Annotated in this window: 21 protein-coding genes; 10 read left to right on the top strand and 11 right to left on the bottom strand. The window is 66.1% G+C overall.

What is annotated here, in order from left to right:
- Positions 1–13: 13 nt before the first annotated feature.
- Both ACS8YF_RS07000 and ACS8YF_RS06995 read right to left on the bottom strand, forming a co-directional pair.
- The gene (locus ACS8YF_RS07000) at positions 14–2,524 is read right to left on the bottom strand and encodes a YbcC family protein (RefSeq protein ID WP_440849503.1); all 2,511 of its coding nucleotides are present in this window, start codon (positions 2,522–2,524) and stop codon (positions 14–16) included.
- On the bottom strand, positions 2,517–4,142 hold the full coding sequence (locus tag ACS8YF_RS06995) for an NADH-quinone oxidoreductase subunit L (protein ID WP_440849502.1): 1,626 nt from the start codon (positions 4,140–4,142) through the stop codon (positions 2,517–2,519). Before ACS8YF_RS06995 ends, ACS8YF_RS07000 begins: the two co-directional genes overlap by 8 nt.
- A gap of 96 nt (positions 4,143–4,238) precedes the next feature.
- Here ACS8YF_RS06995 and ACS8YF_RS06990 point away from each other — a divergent pair, with 96 nt between their 5' ends.
- The gene (locus tag ACS8YF_RS06990; RefSeq protein WP_440849501.1) at positions 4,239–5,129 is read left to right on the top strand and encodes a LysR family transcriptional regulator; all 891 of its coding nucleotides are present in this window, start codon (positions 4,239–4,241) and stop codon (positions 5,127–5,129) included.
- A gap of 416 nt (positions 5,130–5,545) precedes the next feature.
- Here ACS8YF_RS06990 and ACS8YF_RS06985 read toward each other — a convergent pair whose 3' ends face one another.
- The 4 genes from ACS8YF_RS06985 to ACS8YF_RS06970 form a co-directional block, all read right to left on the bottom strand.
- Positions 5,546–6,223 (bottom strand): Spy/CpxP family protein refolding chaperone, encoded by a 678-nt coding sequence (locus ACS8YF_RS06985; RefSeq protein WP_440849500.1) that lies wholly within the window; start codon positions 6,221–6,223, stop codon positions 5,546–5,548.
- A 366-nt stretch (positions 6,224–6,589) separates the two neighbouring features.
- Entirely contained in the window at positions 6,590–7,981 is a 1,392-nt protein-coding gene (dbpA, locus tag ACS8YF_RS06980; RefSeq protein WP_440849499.1) for an ATP-dependent RNA helicase DbpA, read from the bottom strand.
- Between the two features lie 91 nt (positions 7,982–8,072).
- Positions 8,073–9,422: a cytochrome P450 gene (locus ACS8YF_RS06975; protein ID WP_440849498.1), complete on the bottom strand. Its 1,350-nt coding sequence runs from the start codon at positions 9,420–9,422 to the stop codon at positions 8,073–8,075.
- Positions 9,423–9,632: 210 nt separating this feature from the next.
- A complete protein-coding gene (locus ACS8YF_RS06970; RefSeq protein WP_440849497.1) occupies positions 9,633–10,226 on the bottom strand; it encodes a fasciclin domain-containing protein in 594 nt (197 codons plus the stop codon).
- A gap of 324 nt (positions 10,227–10,550) precedes the next feature.
- On the opposite strand from ACS8YF_RS06970, the gene ACS8YF_RS06965 reads away from it, so the two are divergent.
- Both ACS8YF_RS06965 and ACS8YF_RS06960 read left to right on the top strand, forming a co-directional pair.
- Entirely contained in the window at positions 10,551–10,793 is a 243-nt protein-coding gene (locus tag ACS8YF_RS06965) for a hypothetical protein (protein WP_370453173.1), read from the top strand.
- Between the two features lie 170 nt (positions 10,794–10,963).
- Positions 10,964–11,518, top strand: coding sequence for a VOC family protein (locus tag ACS8YF_RS06960; RefSeq protein ID WP_440849496.1), 555 nt, complete (start codon positions 10,964–10,966; stop codon positions 11,516–11,518).
- A 100-nt stretch (positions 11,519–11,618) separates the two neighbouring features.
- On the opposite strand, the gene ACS8YF_RS06955 is transcribed toward ACS8YF_RS06960, so the two are convergent.
- Positions 11,619–12,101, bottom strand: a complete 483-nt coding sequence (locus ACS8YF_RS06955; RefSeq protein WP_440849495.1) for a universal stress protein — start codon at positions 12,099–12,101, stop codon at positions 11,619–11,621.
- Positions 12,102–12,284: 183 nt separating this feature from the next.
- On the opposite strand from ACS8YF_RS06955, the gene hemG reads away from it, so the two are divergent.
- The 6 genes from hemG (at position 12,285) to ACS8YF_RS06925 (ending at position 18,967) form a co-directional block, all read left to right on the top strand.
- Entirely contained in the window at positions 12,285–13,682 is a 1,398-nt protein-coding gene (hemG, locus tag ACS8YF_RS06950) for a protoporphyrinogen oxidase (protein WP_440849494.1), read from the top strand.
- A gap of 13 nt (positions 13,683–13,695) precedes the next feature.
- Positions 13,696–14,478: a 2-oxo-tetronate isomerase gene (otnI, locus tag ACS8YF_RS06945; protein ID WP_440849493.1), complete on the top strand. Its 783-nt coding sequence runs from the start codon at positions 13,696–13,698 to the stop codon at positions 14,476–14,478.
- 364 nt (positions 14,479–14,842) lie between these two features.
- On the top strand, positions 14,843–16,576 hold the full coding sequence (gene ilvG, locus ACS8YF_RS06940; protein ID WP_440849492.1) for an acetolactate synthase 2 catalytic subunit: 1,734 nt from the start codon (positions 14,843–14,845) through the stop codon (positions 16,574–16,576).
- A 3-nt stretch (positions 16,577–16,579) separates the two neighbouring features.
- The gene (locus ACS8YF_RS06935) at positions 16,580–16,885 is read left to right on the top strand and encodes an ACT domain-containing protein (RefSeq protein ID WP_440849491.1); all 306 of its coding nucleotides are present in this window, start codon (positions 16,580–16,582) and stop codon (positions 16,883–16,885) included.
- A 130-nt stretch (positions 16,886–17,015) separates the two neighbouring features.
- The gene (locus tag ACS8YF_RS06930) at positions 17,016–18,101 is read left to right on the top strand and encodes a GGDEF domain-containing protein (RefSeq protein WP_440849490.1); all 1,086 of its coding nucleotides are present in this window, start codon (positions 17,016–17,018) and stop codon (positions 18,099–18,101) included.
- A 167-nt stretch (positions 18,102–18,268) separates the two neighbouring features.
- Complete coding sequence (locus ACS8YF_RS06925; protein WP_440849489.1) at positions 18,269–18,967, top strand: uracil-DNA glycosylase family protein; 699 nt, start codon at positions 18,269–18,271, stop codon at positions 18,965–18,967.
- An 82-nt stretch (positions 18,968–19,049) separates the two neighbouring features.
- On the opposite strand, the gene ACS8YF_RS06920 is transcribed toward ACS8YF_RS06925, so the two are convergent.
- The 4 genes from ACS8YF_RS06920 to ACS8YF_RS06905 form a co-directional block, all read right to left on the bottom strand.
- A complete protein-coding gene (locus tag ACS8YF_RS06920; protein WP_440849488.1) occupies positions 19,050–19,436 on the bottom strand; it encodes a hypothetical protein in 387 nt (128 codons plus the stop codon).
- A gap of 81 nt (positions 19,437–19,517) precedes the next feature.
- Positions 19,518–20,246, bottom strand: coding sequence for a GNAT family N-acetyltransferase (locus ACS8YF_RS06915; RefSeq protein ID WP_440849487.1), 729 nt, complete (start codon positions 20,244–20,246; stop codon positions 19,518–19,520).
- 297 nt (positions 20,247–20,543) lie between these two features.
- A complete protein-coding gene (locus ACS8YF_RS06910; RefSeq protein ID WP_440849486.1) occupies positions 20,544–20,729 on the bottom strand; it encodes a hypothetical protein in 186 nt (61 codons plus the stop codon).
- Positions 20,690–21,136: a GNAT family N-acetyltransferase gene (locus tag ACS8YF_RS06905; protein WP_440849539.1), complete on the bottom strand. Its 447-nt coding sequence runs from the start codon at positions 21,134–21,136 to the stop codon at positions 20,690–20,692. Before ACS8YF_RS06905 ends, ACS8YF_RS06910 begins: the two co-directional genes overlap by 40 nt.
- Before the next feature lie 331 nt (positions 21,137–21,467).
- On the opposite strand from ACS8YF_RS06905, the gene ACS8YF_RS06900 reads away from it, so the two are divergent.
- Entirely contained in the window at positions 21,468–22,589 is a 1,122-nt protein-coding gene (locus tag ACS8YF_RS06900) for an aminotransferase class I/II-fold pyridoxal phosphate-dependent enzyme (RefSeq protein WP_440849485.1), read from the top strand.
- The last annotated feature ends 1 nt before the right edge of the window (position 22,590 follow it).

Raw genomic sequence — 22,590 nt, 5'->3', positions numbered from 1 at the left:
CGGGCGACCGGGCTCAGCTGGCCCGGGCTCGCTGGGTGTCGCCATCGATGGGTGTCCAGCCGTCGGCTCGATAGCGCTGCACGGCTTCGCTGCCCGGGCCGATTTGATAGACGAACAGCCACTCGTGGTGGACCAGCTGTCGAATGCTTTCGTGTTTGGCGATGATGTCGGCAATGGCGTCGGCGGGGGCCTGGATGAACACACTGAGCCGCAGCGGCTCGTGTACCCAACGCGTGCCATCCCACAGCGACTGCAGTGACAGGCCGATACGCAGGTCGCCCCCGTTGCCTTCGAATAAACCGATGTGACCGCCGGCGACGTTGTGTAGTGCCTTGTTGCCGCTGCCGTAAACGCGGTTGTCCACGGTCGAGGCGTAGTACTGGAGATTGATCCAGTGCGCGACGATCATCGGCGCCGTCATGATCGACTCGAGAATCTCGTGGTTCGCGTCCTGCGCGGCGTCGTATTCGTGCAAAAAGGCGCGACCGGCGAGATTCAGCCCCCGTGTGCGCTGGCGCGGCGCCACGATCAGGCTGGCGTTGCGGGCCAGCCCCCATTCCGGGCGGACCTGCGACCAATCATGGGCGCCCCGGCCCAGGCGCTCGCGCTGGGCGCCCGGGGCCGACGGGCCGGACTCCAGCCAGGGCGCCCGCTCGGCGTTCGCGCGGGTGCGGGCGTCATCGAGCCAGGTCCGCAGCCGAGCCACGTGGGTGGCCTGCTCCCGGCTCAGGTCCTCGAGATCGAACAGGGTGACCTCATCCGTGGTCGTGTTGTGCAGGGCGGCGACGAAGCGTGTTGTCGCCAGCACGTCGATGTCTTGGTCGCGCAGGCCCCGCCGCACGTCCGGCTCGTTCAGGAGTCCGGCGACGACGCGTGCGTTGATCTCGCCCGAATGACCGCCGCACGCCCCGCAGTCGAGGGCGGATTGCTGTGGGTTGTTGCGGGTCTGGCTGGCGTGCCCGACCAGCATCACGATCGGGGCGAAGCCTTGCGTCAACGACAGGCCGCGCAGAATCCCGGCGGCCAGTTCGATTTTGCGCGCGACGGACAAGGCGGTGCCGTGGTCGGTCAGCCGGGGCTTGCGCGGGTCCGCGCCCGCGGTGTGCGCTGCGTCTGCTGCATGGCCGGGCGACTTGTGCAATAGCCCGTCCTTGAGCAATTTCAAGGCGTAGAGCAGGCCGGTGGACTCGACATACGAAAACGTCGACGTGCTGCCCCAGCGAAAGCGGCGGCTGGTCTCGCTGGCGCGCAGCCGCGTGCTTGCGTCTGCGTCGCGCCGGCAGGTGTCGTCGTGGCCGTTCCCGCTTTCCAGCGTCACCGTCAGGCTGGGGGCGAGCAGCCCGGGGAGTTGCGCTTGCGGCACCGCCGATCCGGGGGCCTGGTAGGCGATCGGGACGCCGAAAAAACCGGCAAAGCCGAGTGTGTCGACCTCGGGGCTGACGGCTTCCAGGGCGCGGCGAAAGACTTCCGATCGCACATCGATACAAAACGCCGCCTGCACCACCGGTGTTGACGGTGCTGAGGTCGGGGTCGGCCCGCCGGTCAGGTCGCCGATGAGCGGCCTTTGATAGCCCAGTTCGAGGGCACGGAGCCAGATCCAGTCGAGTTGCTGGTCGCTGACGTGTTCGGCTTCGATCCGTTCCGCCTGGGTCAGCGCGTGCCGCCAGGCGCCGCGCGAGTCGTCGTCGGCGACCCATTGATACAGCACCCAGTCCCAGGCCAGGCGCATCGCGAGCAGATCCCGCAGTGTCGTGTCTTCGCGCCCGGCCAGGTCGGCCTGCCAGCACAGATAGGCACACCAGGACGCCCAGCCGTTCACGCTCAGCAGCAGTGCGTGCAGATAGGTTTCGGCGTGATCGAGCGGGACCGACATGGCGGCGAGCGCGGCATGGATCAGGGCGTCCGGGCTGTCCGGCAGGTCTTTAAAGCGTTTTTGAAGACCGGGCTCGCCCATCAGAATCGCAATGCCACGGTCGTGCATGACGTTGTAATGCCAGGCAGCATAGAGCCCGCCGGTTGGCCTGCCCGGCCAGTCACCCTGACCGCGATCGAATGCCGACGCGCACAATTGACTGATCTGATGCACGATTTCCTCGGTCCAGGCGGTGCGGTGGGCGAGATCCCGGGCCTGGTCCAGTTGATCGGCCACCAGCGCGACGCGGGTGGTACAGGCGGGCTGCTCGAGATGAGCGACCAGCGTTTCCGCCGTGAGCGCCGAATCGGCTTCGCGACAAGCGGCTTCCAAATCGGCACGAGCGATGCGGCCGGTCATCCATTGATCGCGCAAGTAGGCGCGCCCCGGCAGAGCCCGGGCGCCACCGCGTGCCGCGACCCGGGCCGCGGCCTGCTGGATCGGCAGCCCGCGCAATCCCCACCAGGGGTTGACGGCGACCGATTGATCGAGCGGCCAGGTCGGGGCGATCCGGGCGCAGGCACCGGCGATGGCCTCGTCGAAAGCCTCGGCTGAAGGCGCGGCCGGCGGGCGGCGTATTGCGGCGGGCTTCGGGGTTGAAACGTTACTCATGCGCCGTGCTCCGGGTCGGGGATGGGGGCGTCGTGGCAAGCGGTGCGCGCGCGGGCAGCCGGGGCGGCCAGATCACGAGCGTCAGCCGTGTGAATAACTGATCCAGATAGAAACCGCCGTACACATGGGGCTGCAGCCAGGCAAGGCGGCGCGCGCCGCCGGCTGTGGTCAGCATCGCGCGCACGATGAACAACGCGCCGAACGCCAGGGTGATGCCGACTTCGCTGGCCATGGAAGGCGCGGTCGTCGTCGGCGGCGCCCAGAATGTGGACAAGAAAGACCACAGCAGATAAAGACCGGTCACGGCCAGCGCACCGGCGCCCGTGCGCCACCCCATTTCGCGCGAGTTGGCGCCTTCGCCGATCAGCGAGGCGACCGCCAGCACGAGCACCGCAAAGACGGCCGGATGGCCGCGCCCGAGGCTCGGGATTGCAAACAGCCCCAAGATCACGACGCCCGCGGTGCCCGCGATGACGAGCCAGCGCGTGGCGGATGGCTCGGCGCTGGGTGGCGTGCACCAGCGGCGGGTCGATGTCGCCACGATCTCGCCGGCCGTGAGAAAGGAATACGCCTTGTAGAACGAATGCGCCAGCAGATGCAGCAAGGCCAGGTTATACAGCCCGAGTCCGCATTCCATGAGCATGAAACCCATCTGGGCGCAGGTGGACCAGGCCAGCATGACCTTCACGCTCACACGGGTCGTCATGATCAGGGCGGCAATCACGGCAGTACTGGTGCCCGCAATCACCAGCAGTGCCTGGGCCAGGCCCGCATGCGCCATCAGCGGCGCGAGACGGATCATCAGAAATCCGCCCATGTTGACGATACCGGCATGCAACAGCGCCGATACCGGCGTGGGTGCTTCCATCACCTGAATCAACCAGCCGTGGAAGGGCAGCTGGGCGCACTTGAGGATCGCCGCACAGGCGATCAGGGCGGTGGCGAGGGTCAATGCCGGTGTGAAAGCGGCCGGCTCGACCCGGGCGAACACCCGGTCCATCTGGAAGCTGCCGTAGTGCATGCCCACCAGAATCAGCCCCACAAGAATGAACGCATCCGCGACCCGGCTGATGAGAAACTTCTTGTGGGCGGCCAGCAGCGCCTGGGGACGCTGATGGTAATAAGTCAGAAGCTGATGCAGGCAAAGACTGGTGGCGACCCAGGCCGCGCCGAGCAGGAGCAACTGATTGGCGACCACCAGGGTCGAGATGCTCGCCAGCGTGGCGCAGAACCAGCGCCGGTAAACATGCTGCGCCGGATCGTCCGCCGTGGGGTCGCCAGCCAGATATCGGCGGGAGAAGGTGAGAATGACCAGACCGATGAAGCTGATCAGCGCCAGCATGGCCAGCGTGACCGGGTCGACGCGCACGCTCGGCGCGAAGCTGGCGGGGTGCGGCCAGGGCAGGCGTGCGATCAACGTCGGCGACTTTGCCGTGACGAGGTATAGCAATGCGAGCGCCATGGTGAAACCGATCGCGCAGCGCGCATAGACCAGCGTGGCTGGCCAGCGGGCGAAAACCGGGCCGCGCCGATCTCCTGATGCGATGGCGGCCCAGAGATAGGTCGCGGGCACACTGAGGGCGAAAAAAGCGGTCGCGGTGGTGTCGATGGCGTACATATCGGCCGGTCCGGTCGGAAACCCGATTAGACTAGAGCGACTTTATGTTCAATAAAAATACTTATTTATATATGTTTCATTCTGTATTATAGAACAATGCCGCAGTTGAATTACCATCACCTGTATTATTTCTGGCGTGTGGCCAAGCAGGGCAACCTCACGGAGACGGCGGCCCGCCTGCATCTGTCGCAGTCGGCGCTGTCCACCCAGATCAAGAAGCTTGAAGCGTCGCTGGGGCAGCCTCTGTTCAAGCGTGTCGGCCGGCGGCTGGAACTCACCGAGTCGGGCCGGGTGGCGCTGGATTACGCCGAACCGATCTTCAACCGGGGCGAGGAACTGCTGGCCACCCTGCGCGAGGGGCGTGGCGCCGCACGGCAGGTCGTGCGTATCGGGGCCATGGCGACGTTATCGCGAAACTTCCAGGAGGGTTTCATTGCGCCGCTGATGGGCCGAAACGATATCTCGCTGGTCCTGCAGTCCGGCCGACTCGATGATCTGCTCGGGCAGCTCAGCACGCACCGGCTGGACCTGGTGTTATCCAACACGACGCTTCCCAGCACCGCGGAAACGCCCTGGCGCAGTCGGCGTATCGCCCGGCAGGCGGTGAGTGTACTCGGGCGTCCGCGCGACACCCCGTTTCGTTTGCCCGATGACCTGGCCGACGCCCGGATACTGCTGCCCGGCGAGCATAGCGAGATACGCACCGCAGTGGATATGTACTGCGAACACTGGGGTCTGCGCCCGCATATTCTTGCTGAAGTGGACGACATGGCCATGCTGCGCCTGATGGCACGCGACTCGGCGGCCGTATCGATCATGCCGCCCGTGGTCGTGCGCGACGAGATCGCCGACGGCACGTTGGTGGAATACGGGCAGCTGCCCAACGTGCACGAAAACTTCTATGCCATCAGTGTGAAACGGTATTTCCAGAACCCACTGATCGCACAACTGCTCGCGCGCACACCGGATGAGCTGATTCGCGACTGAGCCTTGCTGCCGCGCCAATGACATCCAGGTAAAAGCGCACTTGATTGCGTACCACACGCAGCGGGCTGAACAGCCAGGGTAATGGGTCCGCCAATGCACGCGAACGAGTGCAAACAGGAAGAAAGATCAAGGCACCGCTGGCTTCAGGTGCGCGAGCTATCGCGTCGTCAAGCCCCGGACTGAACTTTGTGCATGAGTCCAGAAGCCGCATGCTGCGCCCGGGACTGGCCGCCATAGCCGGGCCATGACGGCCGGGGTTCCCCGGGCGCGCTCGCCGCAAGCGATGGCCGGCGACCCCGGCATTCACGTGAGCGGCCGATCAATTGCGGTCGGCCCGCGGCCGGCCGGTTGGTCCGGCCGCCGACGCCCCGGGCCATCGTGTGGTAGCCGGGCCTTGCCCTTGCGCTAATGCGCCGTCAGTCGTCGCCATTGTGTTGCCAGCCACCGGCACACCAGGGCCGATCCTGGCGCCAGCGTTTGCGCTGTTCCGGGGTGAGTATATTTTGAAATTTCGTGCGCATCTGAAGGCTGTTGACCAGCAACTGGCGCCGCGTGGTGGCGATATGGTCGTAGACCTGACCGACCGCTTTCGGATCGGGGTTCGACTCTGCCATGAGGTTGCGCATCTGTTCCATGTATTGGAAAAGCTGCCCCCGGAGCTGGCCCTGCTGGCTCGCCTCGGTGCGCCAGAGCTTGCCCAGTGACTGACGCTGCTGGGCACTGAGATTCAGTGTCGACTCCGGCATCCCGCCGTAGTCATACATCATGCCAGGGCCGTAGCCGTCGCCGTACATCATGCCGTAGCCGTAGCCCGGCATCATGCCGGGGCCGCGCATCCCGGCCGGCCCGGCACCGTTCCACATCATCATCGGCCCGTAGCCAGACCTCGCACCCGGACCATAGCCGTACATCATGCCCGGGCCATAACCATACGGCGGCGCCTGTGCCGGCGTTTGCGTCTCGCTCGAAGCCTGCGGCGCGCCGCCGTTGCGCCCCATCATCCCGTTCTGGGCCAGGGCGGTCGAAGACAGCACGGCGGCCAGTACCAATCCGCTGAGCCAGGGGGTTGTTTGCATGGCCTTCTGAAATTTCATGACTCGGTCCTCTTGATCACGCGACTATCGAATACGGCATGCGGTTGGCATCCGGCCGAACCGGACGCCGGATGACGGCATGGCAACGATATTGGCCCGTCGATGACACCGGGCACTTGACCGAAATCAAGTCATGGCGCTGATGGCGCGGAGCGCCCTATCGGCCAGGGCGCTGTATGTTGCAGTCTGAGGGGCGCCGGACGCCGCGGCGTTCTCAATACGTCAACGCATTCATCACAAGCCATAAAGGGGAAGTCGCGAATCCAGTGGTCTCCGCTGCATACGGATAAGGCACGGTCTCCCGCAGCAGAATGACTGCCGCAGGTCCGATCCGCAGGACAGCTGCCAAGTTCGTGATCGCGCCGATCAATCGCCCAGCACGCCCACGCGAAAGCGGCGGCCCTTGATCCCGGATTGCCGCAGCCGGTCACGCGCGGGCTTGGCCCGGGATCGCGCGACGGCGACGTAGGCGCGCATGGGCGTGATCTCGATCTTGCCGACTTCGTCGCCGTTCAACCCGCCTTCGCCGGTGAGCGCGCCGAGAATATCGCCCGGGCGCAGTTTGTCGCGCCGGCCGCCCTGGATGACCAATGTGGCCATCGGCGGCTCGGCACGGGCCGAGCCGTCGTTGTCGGGCCAGCGCGACCAGTTCAGCCGAATACCGGCGGCGACGGCAATACGCTCGGCGCGCTCGCGTTCGCGCGGCGTGCAGAACGACACCGCCCGCCCCGATTCGCCGGCCCGGCCGGTGCGGCCGATACGATGCGTGTGGGTATCGATATCGCGGGCCAGGTTGACACTCACCACCAATGGCAGCGACGCGATATCCAGGCCGCGTGCGGCCACATCGGTGGCGACCAGCACGGCACAACTCTGGTTGGCGAAACGCAGCAGCACTTCGTCGCGCTCGCGCTGTTCGCGGTCGCCGTGCAACGCCAGCGCGGACACCCCGCGCTTGTTCAGATGCGCACAGACGCGATCGACATCGGCGCGCCGGTTGCAGAACACCAGGGCCTGGGAGAATGTCTTCTGGCGCCGCTTTGAATCGGCCAGAACCCGTTCCAGGGCGATCAGCTTGTCGGCATCATCGACAAGATGGAAGACCTGGGCGATGCGTAGCGGCGGGCTCTCGCCGCGGGTCGCGGTGATCTGCTTCGGGTTGCGCTGCAGCCGGCTCGAGATGTCGCGTATGGCCTCGGGCCAGGTCGCCGAGAAGAGCAGGGTCTGCCGTTGGCCGGGCAGGTAGCCGACGATGGCCTCGATATCCGCGATGAAGCCCATGTCGAGCATGCGATCGGCTTCATCGAGCACCAGGGTCTGCAAGGCACTCGTGTCCAGGCTCTCGCGCCGCAGGTGCGCCAGCACGCGGCCGGGCGTGCCGACGATGATATGCGGCGGCTGGCCGAGCGAATTGACCTGGGCGCGCATGGGGGCGCCGCCGCATAGCGTCATCAGTTTGACGTTCGGGATGGCGGCCGCGAATTGACGCAATGCCTGGCCGACCTGGTCCGCCAGTTCGCGCGTCGGGCACAGCACGAGCGCCTGGGTTCGGGCCAGGTCGACAACCAGCTTGTTGAGCAGTCCGAATCCGAAGGCGGCGGTCTTGCCGCTTCCGGTATCGGCCTGGCCCAGCACGTCGGCGCCATCGAGGATGGCGGGCAATGTCTGGGCCTGGATCGGGGTCGGGCGGGCAAAGCCGCGGGCCGAGGCGCTGTCGATCAGCTCCTGGCGCAGGGCGAGTTCGGTGAAGTCTTTCATGCGACATGATCGCACGGCGTGCGTGGCGCGGTGGTGTTCGAGTCGGCGCGCCGGGGCGTGGGCACGCCGGGCTTGTGGGGCTTCGGCCGGCTCACGCGGGGCGGCGCGGATAGCGTACGATCTGCCCGCCGTCGGCCGGCGCGAAGGCGACGCCGCGCGATTTCCAGGCTTCGCTGCGCTGGTCGGTGGGTGTGATGGTGTGCTCGGTCAACAGGGTGCGAAGCACGATCTGCAGTTCCATGTGTGCGAATGCGGCGCCGATGCACCGGCGCGCGCCACCGCCGAACGGGATCAGTTCGTAGGGATCGGGGCGTTGGTCGATAAAGCGCTCGGGGCGGAAGCGGTGCGGCGCGTCGAACAGGCGCGGGTCGGTCTGGACCAGTGAAATGCCGATCATGATGTGCATGCCGCGCGGCACGCGCCAGCGACCGATGGCGTAGCCGTCGGCGAGCACCTTGCGGAAGGTCATCGCGATCACCGGACGCGTGCGCTGCACTTCGTTGATGAAGGCGTTCAGAAGCGCGTCGTCGCCGTCGTCGACGGCCGTGACCAGTTTCGCCATGAACGCGGGATGACGACGCAGTCGTTCGACAGCCCAGGCGAGCGTTGTGGCGGTGGTCTCGTGGCCAGCGGTGAGCAGGGTAATGAGTTCGTCGGCGATCTCGCCGTCGCTCATGGGCGTGCCGTCGTCGTAGGTCGCGCCCATGAGCATGGCCAGGATGTCGCTGCGCCGCTCGCGGGTCGCGTCCGCCCGGGCGCGGGCGATCAGCCGGCCGATGATCGCATCGTATTCGGCCCGCATGCGGTTGAACCGGCCCCAGGGGGCGAGGCCGAACAGGTCCCATCGGGGCATCGGTGTGGCCGCCAGGACCGAACCGAGCTTGACCATGCGCGGCAGCAGGCCCCGCAAGGTGTTCAGGTCCTCGCCTTCGGCCCCGAAGACCGTGCGCAGGATGATGTTGAGCGTGATCGCGTTCATGGCCGGCAGGCTGGCCACGGGTTGGCCGGCCGGCCAGGCGGCCATGCCGGCGCGCGCTTCGGCGGCCATCAAGACGCGATATTCGGCCAGACGACTGCCGTGGAAGGCCGGGGTGAGCAGTTTGCGCTGCGCCCGATGCGATTCGCCGGCGCGGGCGAATAGCGACCCCGAGCCCATGACGCGACCGAGATTAGGTTCCATGTTGCCGAGATCGGCTGGATCGGCCTTGAGTATCTGGCGCACTTCGCCCGGTTCGCTGATGACTAGACATTGGCCGAACAACGGCAGCTTGAGCGTGAAATCCGGCCCGTACTGGGCGCGGCGCTGATCGAGCGACATCGACTGGCTTCGATCGAGCCGAGCCCGCAGCATTCGCAGCAGGAAAGGGGCCTTCGGGCCGTCCGGCAACACATAAGCAGCGGCCAGGGGATCGATCTCGCTGGCGGCTGAGTCGCGACGCATGCAACGTCTCCCGGTCGAGCGTGGTTCGAAATTACGCCGGCTGTGCGCACAAAGCAATCAGTGGTGAATGTAAAGGTTGAGGATGCATTCGGTCGTCAAATCCGTGGTGCCGGTGTTGGACGGTGGCCGCCCCGGCGGCGAAAACGGCACAGGCCACGTCGGCTCTCAGCCCCGTGACCTGTGGTTTGCGTCGCTCTATGGGAATGGGCGCTACGGCATCAGCACCTTGTTGATGACGTGGACCACGCCGTTCGACTGGGTCACATCGGCCTGGGTGACGGTCGCCGTGTTGCCGTGGGCATCGGTCACCATGAGGTTGCCGTTTTGCATGCTGAAGGTGAGCGGCTCGCCTTCCACGGTTTTCATTTCCAGCATCGCCTGGTCGCCGTTGGCGGCGATCATGTGCATCAGCGACGTCGAATCATAGTCACCGCTGATCACGTGGTAGGTGAGTATTTTTTGCAGCCGGGCCTTGTTGGCAGGTTTGAGCAGGGTCGCAACGGTGCCGTCCGGCAAGGCGTCGAAGGCCGAATTGGTGGGCGCGAATACGGTAAACGGGCCCGGTCCCGAAAGCGTACCGGCCAGGCCGGCGGCCTTGACCGCGGCAACCAGGGTGGTCAGATTCGCCGCCTGTGACGCGTTTTGTACGATGGTCTTCGATGCATACATCGGCGCGCCGCCCACCATGGGCGGCTGGTCTTGCATGCCACTGGCGGTTGCAACGCCCGCGCCGAAGGCGAACAGGCTGCAACCGAGCAGAGTGGAAACAACCGCCGTGCCGATTCTTCTGGGTATTGTGTTCATCAATCGCTCTCCTGAGCATAGGGCGGCCAAACAGCCGCTCACGGCTTAGATAGACACAAGCGACTGTTTCGGATGCGGCAGGCCGTGAAATCGTTGGGCCGATGCGGCAGTCGCCGGGTCGGGGTCGTCGTTAAAAAAGATGAAATAACCGCGCCATACGATGTGCATCGAATGCAGGCCCTGGCTTGCCGCGTTTTGTTGTTTGGGCGGGCCTCGGGGTGTCGTGTGACGGTGGCGACTGCAGGCCGCAACTATTTCGTTCGTCCGCTCGCGAATTGGCATACACTCAACACGAGCTGCAGGCGGGGCGCCCACGATTTCGAGTTGCGCATCCGACGGCCACGGGCCGCGTTCGAGAAGACGGCCCGGCGGGCCTTGGAGGCGCCGGGCGCGCCCGGGCAGCATCGACGACAAGGCATTTGCCATTACCAGAATGAACAGGCAGGAGCGTGTGTCATGAGCAAGGGAATGGATCGAAAGAAACTGGACAAGAAGAAACCGACGCGGACCCTGAAGGAGAAACGCGCCGCCAAGGCCGCAAAGACCGAACAGAAGCGTTTTATCTGATCGATCGGTTCGGCGTCGGGGCCGGTAAGGCTCGGCATGATGGGCCTTGCCGGTTCCGCGCGCCCCGCGCATCAGATCGGGATTGTCGGCAGGGCCGCATGGTGTAGGTGCCTCAGGATGCGCCTCACCAGCGTGTGGGCCGGCGTGGTTCGATCCGATGGGGGCCCGTCATGAGATGGAAGGGTGTACATCACGTCGAGTTCTCGGTTCTTCGCTATGAGGAATCGATTGCGTTCTTCGACCGAATGTTCGGCTGGCTCGGCTATCGCAGCTTCTGGACGCTGGATATCGGTTATCGGTCCACGTATTACATGGCCCGTTTCCCGTTCTTCCACAGCTATATCGGAATCCAGCCGGCCTCGGGCGGCGCCCCGTTGAGTTCAAGGCATCACGCGCCGGGGATTCATCACGTCGCCCTCTGGGCGAGAAACCGGCGCGAAGTGGACGCCTTCCACGAGGGTTTCCTGTTGCGCAACCGCGTCGAGGTGACCGATCCGCCCGCCGAGTATTCGGCATACACGCCCGGCTACTATGCGGTTTTCTTCGACGACCCGATCAGCGGCATACATTTCGAGCTGTGCCACACGCCGTTGCTGCCGTCGGTTGCGGCGGTCAGACGCTGGTTTCGTGCGTTGAAGGTGGAATGGAAACAGCATCCGGAATGGCACCGCCCGCCCTGGTCACAGGCGATGCGCCCATTGCCGTCGAAAAAGGACCAGGGCTGACCCGGCCGCGGGTGCCGTGTCGCGTCGGATTCTGCGATCCCGGCGCGATGCTTGGAAACGCGATCGCGGCCGGTCCCCGGGGCGGTTGCCCGGTGACGGCTCAGAGGCAAAGCGCATCACGGCTGATTGGGTCGAGCGCGGCGGGCTCGGTTGCCGTGTGTTGCCGAACGATCAGGACCGAACGAGCGCTGTGCCGAACCACCTGGGCCGCCGTGCTGCCGAGCAGCACGTCCCAATGGCCGGGGTTGTGCGAGGCCATGATGATCATGTCGGCATTGAAATGGTCCGCGCGCTGCACGATCGTGCGCGCGATGGGGCCGATGCGAGCTTCGATTTCCCATGTCACGGCCTCATCGAGCCATGTCCCGGCCACGCGCTCGAGCTGGTCACAGGCGAGGCTGCCGATATCGTTCAGTTGGTCGAGGCCGACGAACGGCAGCACCCCGGCCGTGATTTCGGGAATGACGGTGAGTAGGATGACGTGGGTCGGCTTCGAGTCCGCGATGCGCTCCACGGCAGCGAAGATGCTCTTGAAAGTGGACGCCTGATTGAGATCGAGCGGTACGAGCAGGGTTTGTTGCATGGCGACGGCTCCAACGATCCGGGCTTCCAGTTTCGCCGCGCGCGGATGCCGCCGGGTTGACGTGGGTCAACCCGGCAACGGATGGAAGCGCCGGGCCGGGTGGCTGGATGGCGCCGGCATCTGCCGCAAAACCTGCCGCTCGGATGGCTATACTAAAGCCTGATTTTCTGAACGTGAGGCGTTATGCCCGAGGCCCTGGACCGAGACGTGCTGGTGGTCGGCGGTGGCGCCACCGGGCTTGCAGCAGCGTGGTCGTTGGCCAAGGCCGGTCGAGAAGTCGCGCTGCTGGAAGCCTCGGACCGGGTCGGCGGTGCCCTGCGCAGCGAGCGCATGGGCGAATGGCAGATCGAGCACGGCCCGAACACCGTGATCATGAAGCCGCCGCTGTATGCCCTGATCCGCGAGCTGTCGCTGCTGGGCGAGGCCCAGCCCGCGAACCCGAATAGCCGCAAGCGCTTCGTCGCACTCGACGGACAGCCGGTGGCACTGCCGACGCGGATCTGGAACGCGCCGGGCAACCCGCTGATTGGCTGGCGCGGCTGGGGCGGTCTGCTGCGCGAGCCGTTCGTCGGGCGTGGCCCCTCGGATGACGAAAGCCTGGCGACGTTCGTGACGCGCCGGCTGGGAACCCGGGTGCTCGAGCGTCTGGTCGATCCGTTCGTGTCGGGCGTCTACGCCGGCGACCCGCAACGCTTGTCGGCCGCGGCCGCCATGCCGCGGCTGGTGGAACTCGAGCGCGCGCACGGCTCGTTGATTCGCGGCGGACTGTCACGGCTGTTGACCTCGAACCGCGAGCCGGCATCGATGCCGCGTGAATGGCGGGGCAAGTTGCTGAGTTTCCCGCAGGGGCTGCAACGGCTCGCCGATCGGCTGGCCGAGGTCATCGCCACGCGTCCCAATGCCACGCTGGCCTGCAATTGCCGGGCCCAGCGCGTCGCGCGCGAGGGGGCATACTGGGTAGTTCTGGATGATGCCGGCCGTCGCTGGCGGGCGCCCGAGCTCGTGTTGGCGGTTCCCGCTCATGTCGCCGCACGTCTGCTGGCGTCGCTGGACCCGGCGCTGGCCAGGCCGTTGGCGGCTATCGTCTATTCGCCGGTGAATATCGTATCGCTCGGATTTCGGCGCGCCGACATCGCGCATCCGCTCGACGGTTTCGGGCTGCTGATCCCGCATCTCGAACAACGCCAGACGCTGGGTGTGTTGTTTCCATCGTCGTTGTTCCCGAACCGCGCGCCCCCGGGGCACCATCTGCTCAGCGTGTTTCTGGGCGGGCGCCGTTCGTCCGGGATCACGGACACGGACGATGCCACGCATATTGGCCAGGTGATCGCCGATCTGAGCGATCTGCTGGGGATCCGCGGTGCGCCCATCTGGCAGCGCGTCGTGCGTTGGCCGCAGGCGATTCCACAGTACGAGATCGGCCACCTCGACCGCCTGGCTGCCATCGACGCCGCTGTGGCCCATCACCCTGGGCTATCGCTCGCCGGCAACTGGCGCGATGGCATCGCCGTGGGCGATTGTCTGGACAACGGCCGGCGTGTCGGAGAGCGCGTCGCTGCACGTACCGGCCCGTCTTCCTGAAAGCGGGTTCGATATGCCGCGTTTCGCCGCCAATCTCAGCTTCATGTTCAACGAAGTCGACTTCATCGCGCGCTTTGAGCGCGCTGCCCGGGCGGGTTTCGCGGCCGTGGAGTTTCTGTTTCCCTATACCCACGACGCCGACGAGATCGCCCGCCAGCTCGCTGCGCACGATCTCGAGCTGGTGCTGTTCAATGCCCCGCCGGGGGATTGGCAGGCCGGCGAGCGCGGCCTTGCTGCATTGCCCGGACGCCAGGCCGAGTTTCGAGCAGGGATCGAAGACGCGCTGATTCATGCCGAGCGGCTGCACTGCCCGCGGGTGCACGTCATGGCCGGCAACATGACCGCGCCGGCGGATTTCGATGCCATGCACGAGACGTTTCTCGACAACCTCGCGCATACGGCGCGCCGGTTTGCCGAGTACGGCATCACCGCGCTCATCGAGCCGATCAACAGGCGCGACATGCCGGCGTACTTCCTCAGCCGGCAGGCGGCCGCGCATGCGATCGTGCATGAGCTCGGCGCGACGAATGTGGCGGTGCAGATGGATTTCTATCATGCCCAGATCATGGACGGCGATGTCTGGCGCACCTTCCGGGCCGGCCGGGATCGCATCGGCCATATCCAGATCGCGGGCGTGCCCGAGCGGCACGAACCCGACGACGGCGAACTCAACTACCCGTGGTTGTTCGAGCGGCTCGACGCGGCGGGTTACTCTGGCTGGATCGGCTGTGAATACATCCCGCGCGATGACACGCAAGTCGGGCTGGCATGGTTTACGCCCTGGCGCCGGGGCTGAAAGACCGCAACGGCCGGAAACGGCGGCGCCTGCTGCGGACGGCGACAAGATGGGCACAGGCGCGGGCCGCGGTGAAACGGCAACATGCCGCAGCGGTGTTGACAGCCGAGCGGCGGCGCCGTAGCTTCTGACCCCGTTGTTATCGGAAGCCGGCTCGACCGCACAGTCATGCTGTTCAATGTCATCAACGTACGCATCGTAGGCGCCCTGGTGGTACTCGTATCCACCGGGGGTTTTGGCGTGCGTGAGGCGATGAGATAGACCGACATCCGATCACCCAGCACTTCGAAGCCCCCGGCACCGCAAGGTTCCGGGGGTTTTTTTTGGCCGGTCGACCGGCAAGACGATCAATGGCAGACAGGCGATGAACGCGGCACAACAAATCCTGGAAATCTTCGAGGCGCACGGCATCGATACCGTGTTCGGTTATCCCGGCGGTTGCATCATGCCGCTGTACGACGCGCTGGTGGACAGCGCCAGGGTCACCCATGTGCTGTGCCGGCACGAACAGGGCTGTGCGCTCGCCGCCGATGGCTATGCCCGATCCAGCGGCCGGGTCGGCGTGGCCATTGCCACCTCGGGCCCGGGCGCGACTAACCTGATCACCGGCGTCGCCAACGCGCACCGCGATTCGGTGCCGATGGTGGTGATCACCGGGCAGACGCCCTCGACCCTGATCGGCACGGATGCCTTCCAGGAAGTCGATGTGCTCGGCATGACGCTGGATATCGTCAAGCACAGTGCGCTCGTGACCCGGTCCGAAGACGTCGGCCCGGCCATCGACCAGGCGCTGCGGCTGGCGGCCAACGGCCGGCCGGGGCCGGTCTGGATCGATATCCCGAAGGAGGTGCTGCAGGGTGAGGTGACGGTCGCGGCGCGCATCGCGGCCGCCGAGCCCCGGCGTGCGCCGGCCCGCGGCGCGTCGGACGCGGAACTCGCGTCCATCCTCGATCTGTTGCGCCGGGCGCGGCGACCGTTGCTCTACAGCGGGGGCGGCGTGAGCCGGGGCGGCGCCGAGGCGGCATTCCGGGATTTTGTGGCGGCCTCGGGCCTGCCGCATGTGCACAGCCTCAACGGCATCGGCAACGCCGGACGCGCGCCCGCCGAGGATCTGGGCATGCTCGGCATGCATGGTTCGAAGGCGGCCAATCAGGCGGTCGATGCCTGCGATCTGCTGTTGGTGGTGGGCGCGCGGCTCGATGACCGGGCCACCGGGCGCCTGGACGGTTTTGCGCCGAATGCACGGCTGATCCATCTCGATATCGACGCCGCCGAGCTGAACAAGTTGCGCGGCGCCGAGTTTGCCCTGCGCGGCGAACTCGGCCCCATGTTGTCGGGTCTGGCCGCGGTACTGGCCGCGCGCCCGCTGGCGATCGCGGCCTGGCGGCGCCAGTGCCGGGATTGGCGCGCGCGCGATGGTTTCAAGGCCACGAGTCCCGTCGATCCGGCGGCGCCGGTCGCGGGCCCGGCGTTCGTGCGGGCGCTGTCGGCGGCTGCCCCCGCCGACGCCATTGTCGCCTGTGACGTGGGCCAGCATCAGATGTGGGTGGCCCAGCATTTCGTCTTCGATGCGCCGCGCAATCATCTGAGCAGCGGCGGCCTGGGCACGATGGGCTACGGCCTGCCGGCGGCGATCGGCGCCCAGTTCGCGTATCCGGCGCGCACGGTCATCAACGTCGCCGGCGATGGCTCGTTCATGATGAACGTCCAGGAACTGGCCACGATTCGCCGGCATCGTCTGCCGGTGAAGATTGTGCTCGCCGACAATGCCTGTCTGGGGCTGGTGCGCCAGCAGCAGGAGCTGTTCTACGCCAACCGCGAAAGCCAGATCGATCTGGACGATAATCCGGACTTCGCCGCACTCGCGGCCGCCTTCGATATCCCGACGCATCGGGTGACCTGCTGGGGCGAGATCGAATCCGGCCTGCGGGCCCTGTTCGCCGCCCCCGGTGCGGCCTTGTTGCACGTCGCGATCGACCGCGCGGACAACGTGTGGCCGACCGTCGCGCCCGGGCGCCCCAACCGCGAGATGCTGCACGCCGCATCGTCGTCCCCCCAACCGCTGACCGCTGCCAGGCGGTCGATTGCCGAGGCCTGAGCCATGTCCTGTAATCATAGTGCCGAGCGTCATCGCTTCACCTGCTGCCTGTATTTCGAGCCGGCCGGCCTGGAGCGCCTGCTGCAGGTCGTGCGTCGCCGCGGGTTCGTGGTCGAGCGCATGCACGCCGAACACGATGCCGAGGGCTTGCATGTGGATTTGACGGTTTCCGGCAACCGCTCGCCGGAAACGCTGCGGGCGCAGATCGACCGGATTCATACCGTGCGCTCGGTGCAGCGACCGCTGGAGCCGCGTTTCATCGCCGGCGAAATGACAGCGCCGGCGGCGGGGCTGCGGCCGGCCGTCTGAGCCGACCGCCTGCCGGATAGGGATTCGCCGGGCGCTGTTGTAAGCTGGGCGTAACACGTCGTCGCCACGGCCCGCAGCCTTGCACGGTGTGGCAAACGGACCTGCGGCTGGCTGACGGGGGAAAACGGGGATGAGCCTGGCAACGGACGCGCGTCGGACCACGGCGCATGCGGCGTTCTGGATGATGACGCGGCGGGTCACGATTCTGGCGGCCGGCGTCGATATCGTGTTCTTCGGCTTTTTTCTGTGGGCCGGCTCGCCGTTACTGGCGTGGCTGAACGTGCTGAGCGTCGGTCTCTACGCCGCGGCCAATCGCCTGCTGGTGTGGCGCCGGAATCGCGTCGCGCTGGTACTGATCTGGCTGGAGGTGGTCGGTCATGCCGTGATCGGCACCCTGTGGGTCGGCTGGGAGGCCGGCTTCAATTACTACCTGTTGATGTTCATTCCGGCGATCATGGTCAGCGGCGACTGGCCCCGGGTCGGCGTGCCCCTGGGCATGCTGTTTCTAACCTACCTCGGGTTGCATGCGGCTTCCAGCGAGCTCGGTCCGCTCGCGCCGATCGATAACACGGCGCTTGTGCTGCTGAATGTCTTCAATATATTCATTTTCTTCACGATGGCGAGTTACACCGCGCGTTTCTATTATCTGCTGGTGCGCCGCACCGAAGGGCGCCTGCGCGAGCATGCCAGGCGCGACGCGCTGACCGGTTTATTCAACCGACGCCATCTGATCGAACTCGCCGATGGCGAGATGGCGCGCGCCCGGCGCGACGATACGCCGTTATCACTGGCGCTCGTCGACATCGATCATTTCAAGCAGATCAACGACGGGCTCGGGCACGACGTCGGCGACCGGGTGCTGGTTCACGTCAGCGCGCTGTTTCTGGCGTGTTGCCGCGCCTCGGATACCGTGGCCCGCTGGGGCGGCGAGGAATTTCTCTTTCTGTTGCCGAACACCGATGCCGACGCGGCGTTCCACTTCGCCGAACGCGTACGCCGGGCCGTGGCCGGCCAGCCGTTGACATCGGAGCACACGGACGTGGCTTGTACCGTCTCGCTCGGTGTCACCACGCTGGCCCCCGGGGAGACGCTGGAAGACGCAATCGCCCGGGCGGACCAAGCGTTGTATGGCAGCAAGTCGGCCGGGCGCGACCGGGTGACGCGGGCCGGTACCGCGCCCGCGATCACCGATTGGGACGGGCGGGCGGCCTGCTGAATATCCGTCTCGCACCCGCCGTGATGCGTGATTCCTCGCGCACTCGTGTGCGGCCGGGCCGAACGTGCCAGACCCGGCCAGGGGCGACGAAGGTCGCGGAAACCGTGGCACTGATATAGTGCGCGCCTTGTGTGCCCTGCGGCGCGCCGATGTAACGAAATAGTGCGATGAAACAGTCACAGCGCCAGGCGTTTCGCGAACTCGCCGCCGACACCCAAGGTATCGATATCGAGGCCTACGCCCGGTTCGACAAGGACCCGCTCGAGCCCATCATTGGGCTCGGCCGGGCCGATGCCCGGATCGGTTTTTTCGGCCGCGACCCGGGGCGAGACGAGATCAAGCACGGCGAGCCCTTCATCGGCGCCGGCGGGCAACTCGTGCGCAAGACGATCTACCGGCATCTGTACGCCGAAGACATGCCGGATTTCGAGGCGTCGCGGGAACTGGGGCGGTTGTTTTTCTGGATCAACACGGTGCCGTACAAGCCGGTGGGCAACAAGGCCTGGTCGATGAAGGTCAAGCGCCGCTTCCAGCCGCTGATGAACACGTTGCTGATCGAGCAGTGGCAGGGGCGTTCGCTGATCACGCTCGGGCGCGAGGCCTTTCTCTGGTTCGGCATCGGTCAGCCGAAGGACCAGCGCCGGCGTATCGAGGCCTTCTGGCAGCGCGAGGATCGTTTCGAGTCGTCCATCGACGTGGCTCTGGCGACGGCAACAGGCGCCTCCCAGACCTTCACCATCCATCCGCTGCCGCACCCCTCACCGTTGAATGCGACCTGGTACAAACGTTTCCCCGACCTGCTGCGCGGCCGGTTGGGCGCGCTCGATGCGCGTCCGGGGCGGCTGACGCTCGACGCCCACGACTGAAGCCGAGCGCTCCCCCGGGGCCGGTACGCTCCGGACATAACGGCTCTCGAAGGCGCGCCGCCCGGGCCGTCATCGCGCCCGGTCAGGCGTCGTCGCGATCGTGCGGGATGGCGCGCCAGTGGCCGTCGTCGCTGTGTTCGAGCAGCAGATCGCGGGTAACGGTATCACTGCCGTTGGGCGTGACTAGGTCGTAGCGCACGCGCATGTCGTAGTCGCCGTCGTCCAGCCGCTGCTGTTTCAGCACGGTGACATGTTTCACCTGCACCTGTGTTGGATCGGGCGAGCCGAGGGCGCGCAGCAGACGAATGGCGGAATCGCCGCCGAGCGTATTCGCGAGCGAATCCACCTGCGACAGATCGGCACGGACGTTGCTCTGGATTGCGGCCTGCAGGGCATCGTGGCTTGGGCCGCGAGCGCAGCCCGCGAGCAGGGCGACGAGCATGGCAAGGATAAAACGACGCGCCAACATCGGAACTCCGCATCGGGGGATGTCTCGCGATGTTGAGCGCGTCTGTCTGCACGCCGCATGAACCGGCGCGGGCCGGAATATTCAGGTGGCCGCTTTGCCGGCGGGCGCGGGCATGAAGGCCGACAACGAACGGCGCTGGCGCCCGCGGGCATCGAAGTTGTCAGGGGCCAGCCAGGCCGTGAGCGCAGCGTCGATGGCCGGCCATTCGCGGTCGATGACCGAAAACCAGGCGGTATCACGGCTGCGGCCGTTGTAAACCACGGCTTGCCGGAAGACACCCTCGAACTGAAATCCGAGCCGCTCGGCCGCACGCCGGGACGGCGCGTTCAGCGCATCGCACTTCCATTCGTAGCGGCGGTAGCCGAGTTCGAAGGCTCGCCGCATCATCAACACCATCGCCTCGGTGGCGGCCGGGGTACGTCGCAGCCGCTGCGTGAAATGCAGATGCCCCACCTCGATCACGCCGTTGGCCGGGTCGATGCGCAAATAGCTCGCGACGCCGACCGGTCGTTCGCTTTGGATATCGATGATCGCGAAGAACAAGGGGTCGTTGCCGGCAGCCATCCGGGCGACCCAGTCGCGATAGTCGGCGGCGCAGGTGAACGGCCCATAGCCCAGATAGGTCCAGCCGGCGGGGTCGTCGTCCTCGGCAATCCGGGCGTAGAGGGCGTCGGCGTGCCGCGCCAGCGATAGGGCTTCCAGACGACAGAAGCGCCCGATCATGGCCTCGCGCGACGGCGCCGCTGGCGGCTGCCAGTCGGGCAGGGCGGGGCCGATCGGCTGGCCGTGGCGATTGATGGTGGCGGACATGACATCAAGCGATGGGATTGACGCAGCCAGTCTGTACGACGACTGGTCCCGGCGTAAGATCCAATAATGACGCGTTCGGTAGCGCCAGTGAATCAGACCGTGGGCTGCGCAGCGTGGGTCGTGAATGGTCTGCGCCTGGCTCTTGACCGGCGATCGGCCGCCAGTCAGGCGTTCAGTGCCGCTGTGATCGCCGGCCATTCGCGATCGATGATTGAAAACCAGGCGGTATTACGGCTGCGCCCGTCGTAGACGACCGCCCGGCGTAACACGGCTTCGAACTGGCATCCCGCCCGCTCGTCAGCGCGCCTTGACGGGCATGCAGGCACCGTATTTCCGTTCGTAACGGCAATAACCGCGTTCGAATGCTCGCCGCATCATGACGGCCTCGGTCGCGGCCGGCGTGCGCCGCAGCCGGTGGGTGAAATGCAGATGCCCGACCTCGATCACGCCGTTGGCTGGGTCGATGCGCAGATAGCTGGCCACGCCGGGCGGTCAACTGCAGCGAATCTATAGATTCCTGATCCCCTCGGTCGCAGATCCCACTGGTACATGATGAAGTCGCTGGGACCGGACGTATAGCGGTCATAAAGCCCTCGCCCGCGTTCGTTGTAATACTGTGTAACCCAACGTACGACAGGCCAATCACGCTCGGCCGCTATCGACCCGAGTCGGTCGAATAATGCGTCTGCCGCACCGCTGCCTCTTGCCTCGGGTAAAACAAACATATCATCGGCAAACCCCATGTCACGGCCACTTAGAGGGCGCGGGCAAGAACGGAAATGGAGTAGCCCGACCGCGCGCTCATCCGAGTTCCGAACCAGCAGACCTTCCAGGACGTGCTCTGGATCGCGCAGCCATCCCCAAACACTGTCAGCGATCGCATCAGTCATATCCGTCTTATAGAAGGCTGCGTAGCCATCGAACAACGGGCGCCATTCGGATTTATCCTTATCCGACAACAGGTGCGTTGTAAATTTCGTCATAGTTGAGTGGCTCCTTCAAATATCTGACGCACCGGCATGACGGGCCGGCGAGAGCGGTTCGAGGCAACCGAAGCGGCCGGTCATCGCTTCGCGTGACGGCGCCTGCGGGATTTCCAGTTCGGCAGGGCGGGACCGATCGGTTGGCCGTGGACGTTATTGACGATAGGCATGGCATCGAGCGCCGGGAATATGACGTGCCCAGTCTGTAACGTGATTGGTTCCGGCGTAAGATCCGATCATGGCCACTTCGATGGAACCAGTGAAACCCGCGGTCGACGCCCGGGCATGGGTGGTGGACGGGCTACGCCGGGTACTCGGCCAGCGCCATCCGGAGACCACGCTCGCTCGTTGTCTCTACGACGGTCTGCGCGGGTGGATCCAGTCGGGCGAACTGGCGGCGGGTGCCCGCCTGCCGTCGTCGCGTGTTCTGGCCGGAGAGCTTGGCATCGGCCGCAATACGGCGCTGGCCGCTCTCGATCACCTGGGCGCCGAGGGCTTCGTCGTCGCCCGGCCGGGCGCGGGGTTGTATGTGGCCGATACCGGCTTCGAGCGGCCGACCGATTGTGGCGCCGCGACGGCGACTCGCGCGGCGGGGTTGTCGGAACGCGGGCGCGCCTTGCTGGCCTGGTCCCATCATTCGTCGGGGGCATCGCATGGGGCTTTCATGCCGGGCGTACCGGCGCTGGATGCGTTTCCCTGGGGCCCATGGCAACGACTGCTGCGGCGACACCGGAGCCGCCAGCGCGGGCGGTGGCTGGACTACGGCGCCGAGGGCGGTCATCCGGCGCTCAAGGCGGCGGTCGCGGATTACGTCAATATTGTGCGCAACGTGCGCTGTCGGGCCGACCAGATTCTGATCACGCACGGTGCCCAGCATGCCTTCGACCTGATCGCGCGCATGCTGGCCGATCCGGCCGATCCGGGCGATGTGGCGTGGGTGGAGGAGCCCGGCTATGCCGGCGCCCGGGCCGCCTTTGCCGCGGGCGGGTTGTGGCTGGCGCCGCTGCCGGTCGATGGCGACGGGCTGGACCCGGCGGCCGGAGCGAGCGACCCCAGGCTGATGCATCTGACCCCGTCGAAGGTGTCCTATCATGGGTATTTTGTCGCATTCAGCGAGGCGGCGCGCGTTCGTGGCAAGGCGCGACGCGCCGGCCAGGGCCAACCCCTGGCCAAGCGGCGCAACGCCGTCCACGGGCGTGCGCCGCCTCGCCCCACACCCGATATTCCGAAGGGAACGCCTGTGCGCGCCCATCACCGCGTTGCGCTCCTTTGCCATAGGCACACTATGGCAAAGGAGCGCGTCTTGTGCTGCGCGCACAGGCGTTCTGAATACGGCAAAATACCCATGACAGGGCACTAGT

This window comes from Salinisphaera sp. SWV1 (assembly GCF_052044155.1).
Taxonomy (GTDB): domain Bacteria; phylum Pseudomonadota; class Gammaproteobacteria; order Nevskiales; family Salinisphaeraceae; genus Salinisphaera.
Note: the sequence above shows the minus strand (reverse complement) of the source record. Positions and strands in the feature narration are given on the sequence as shown.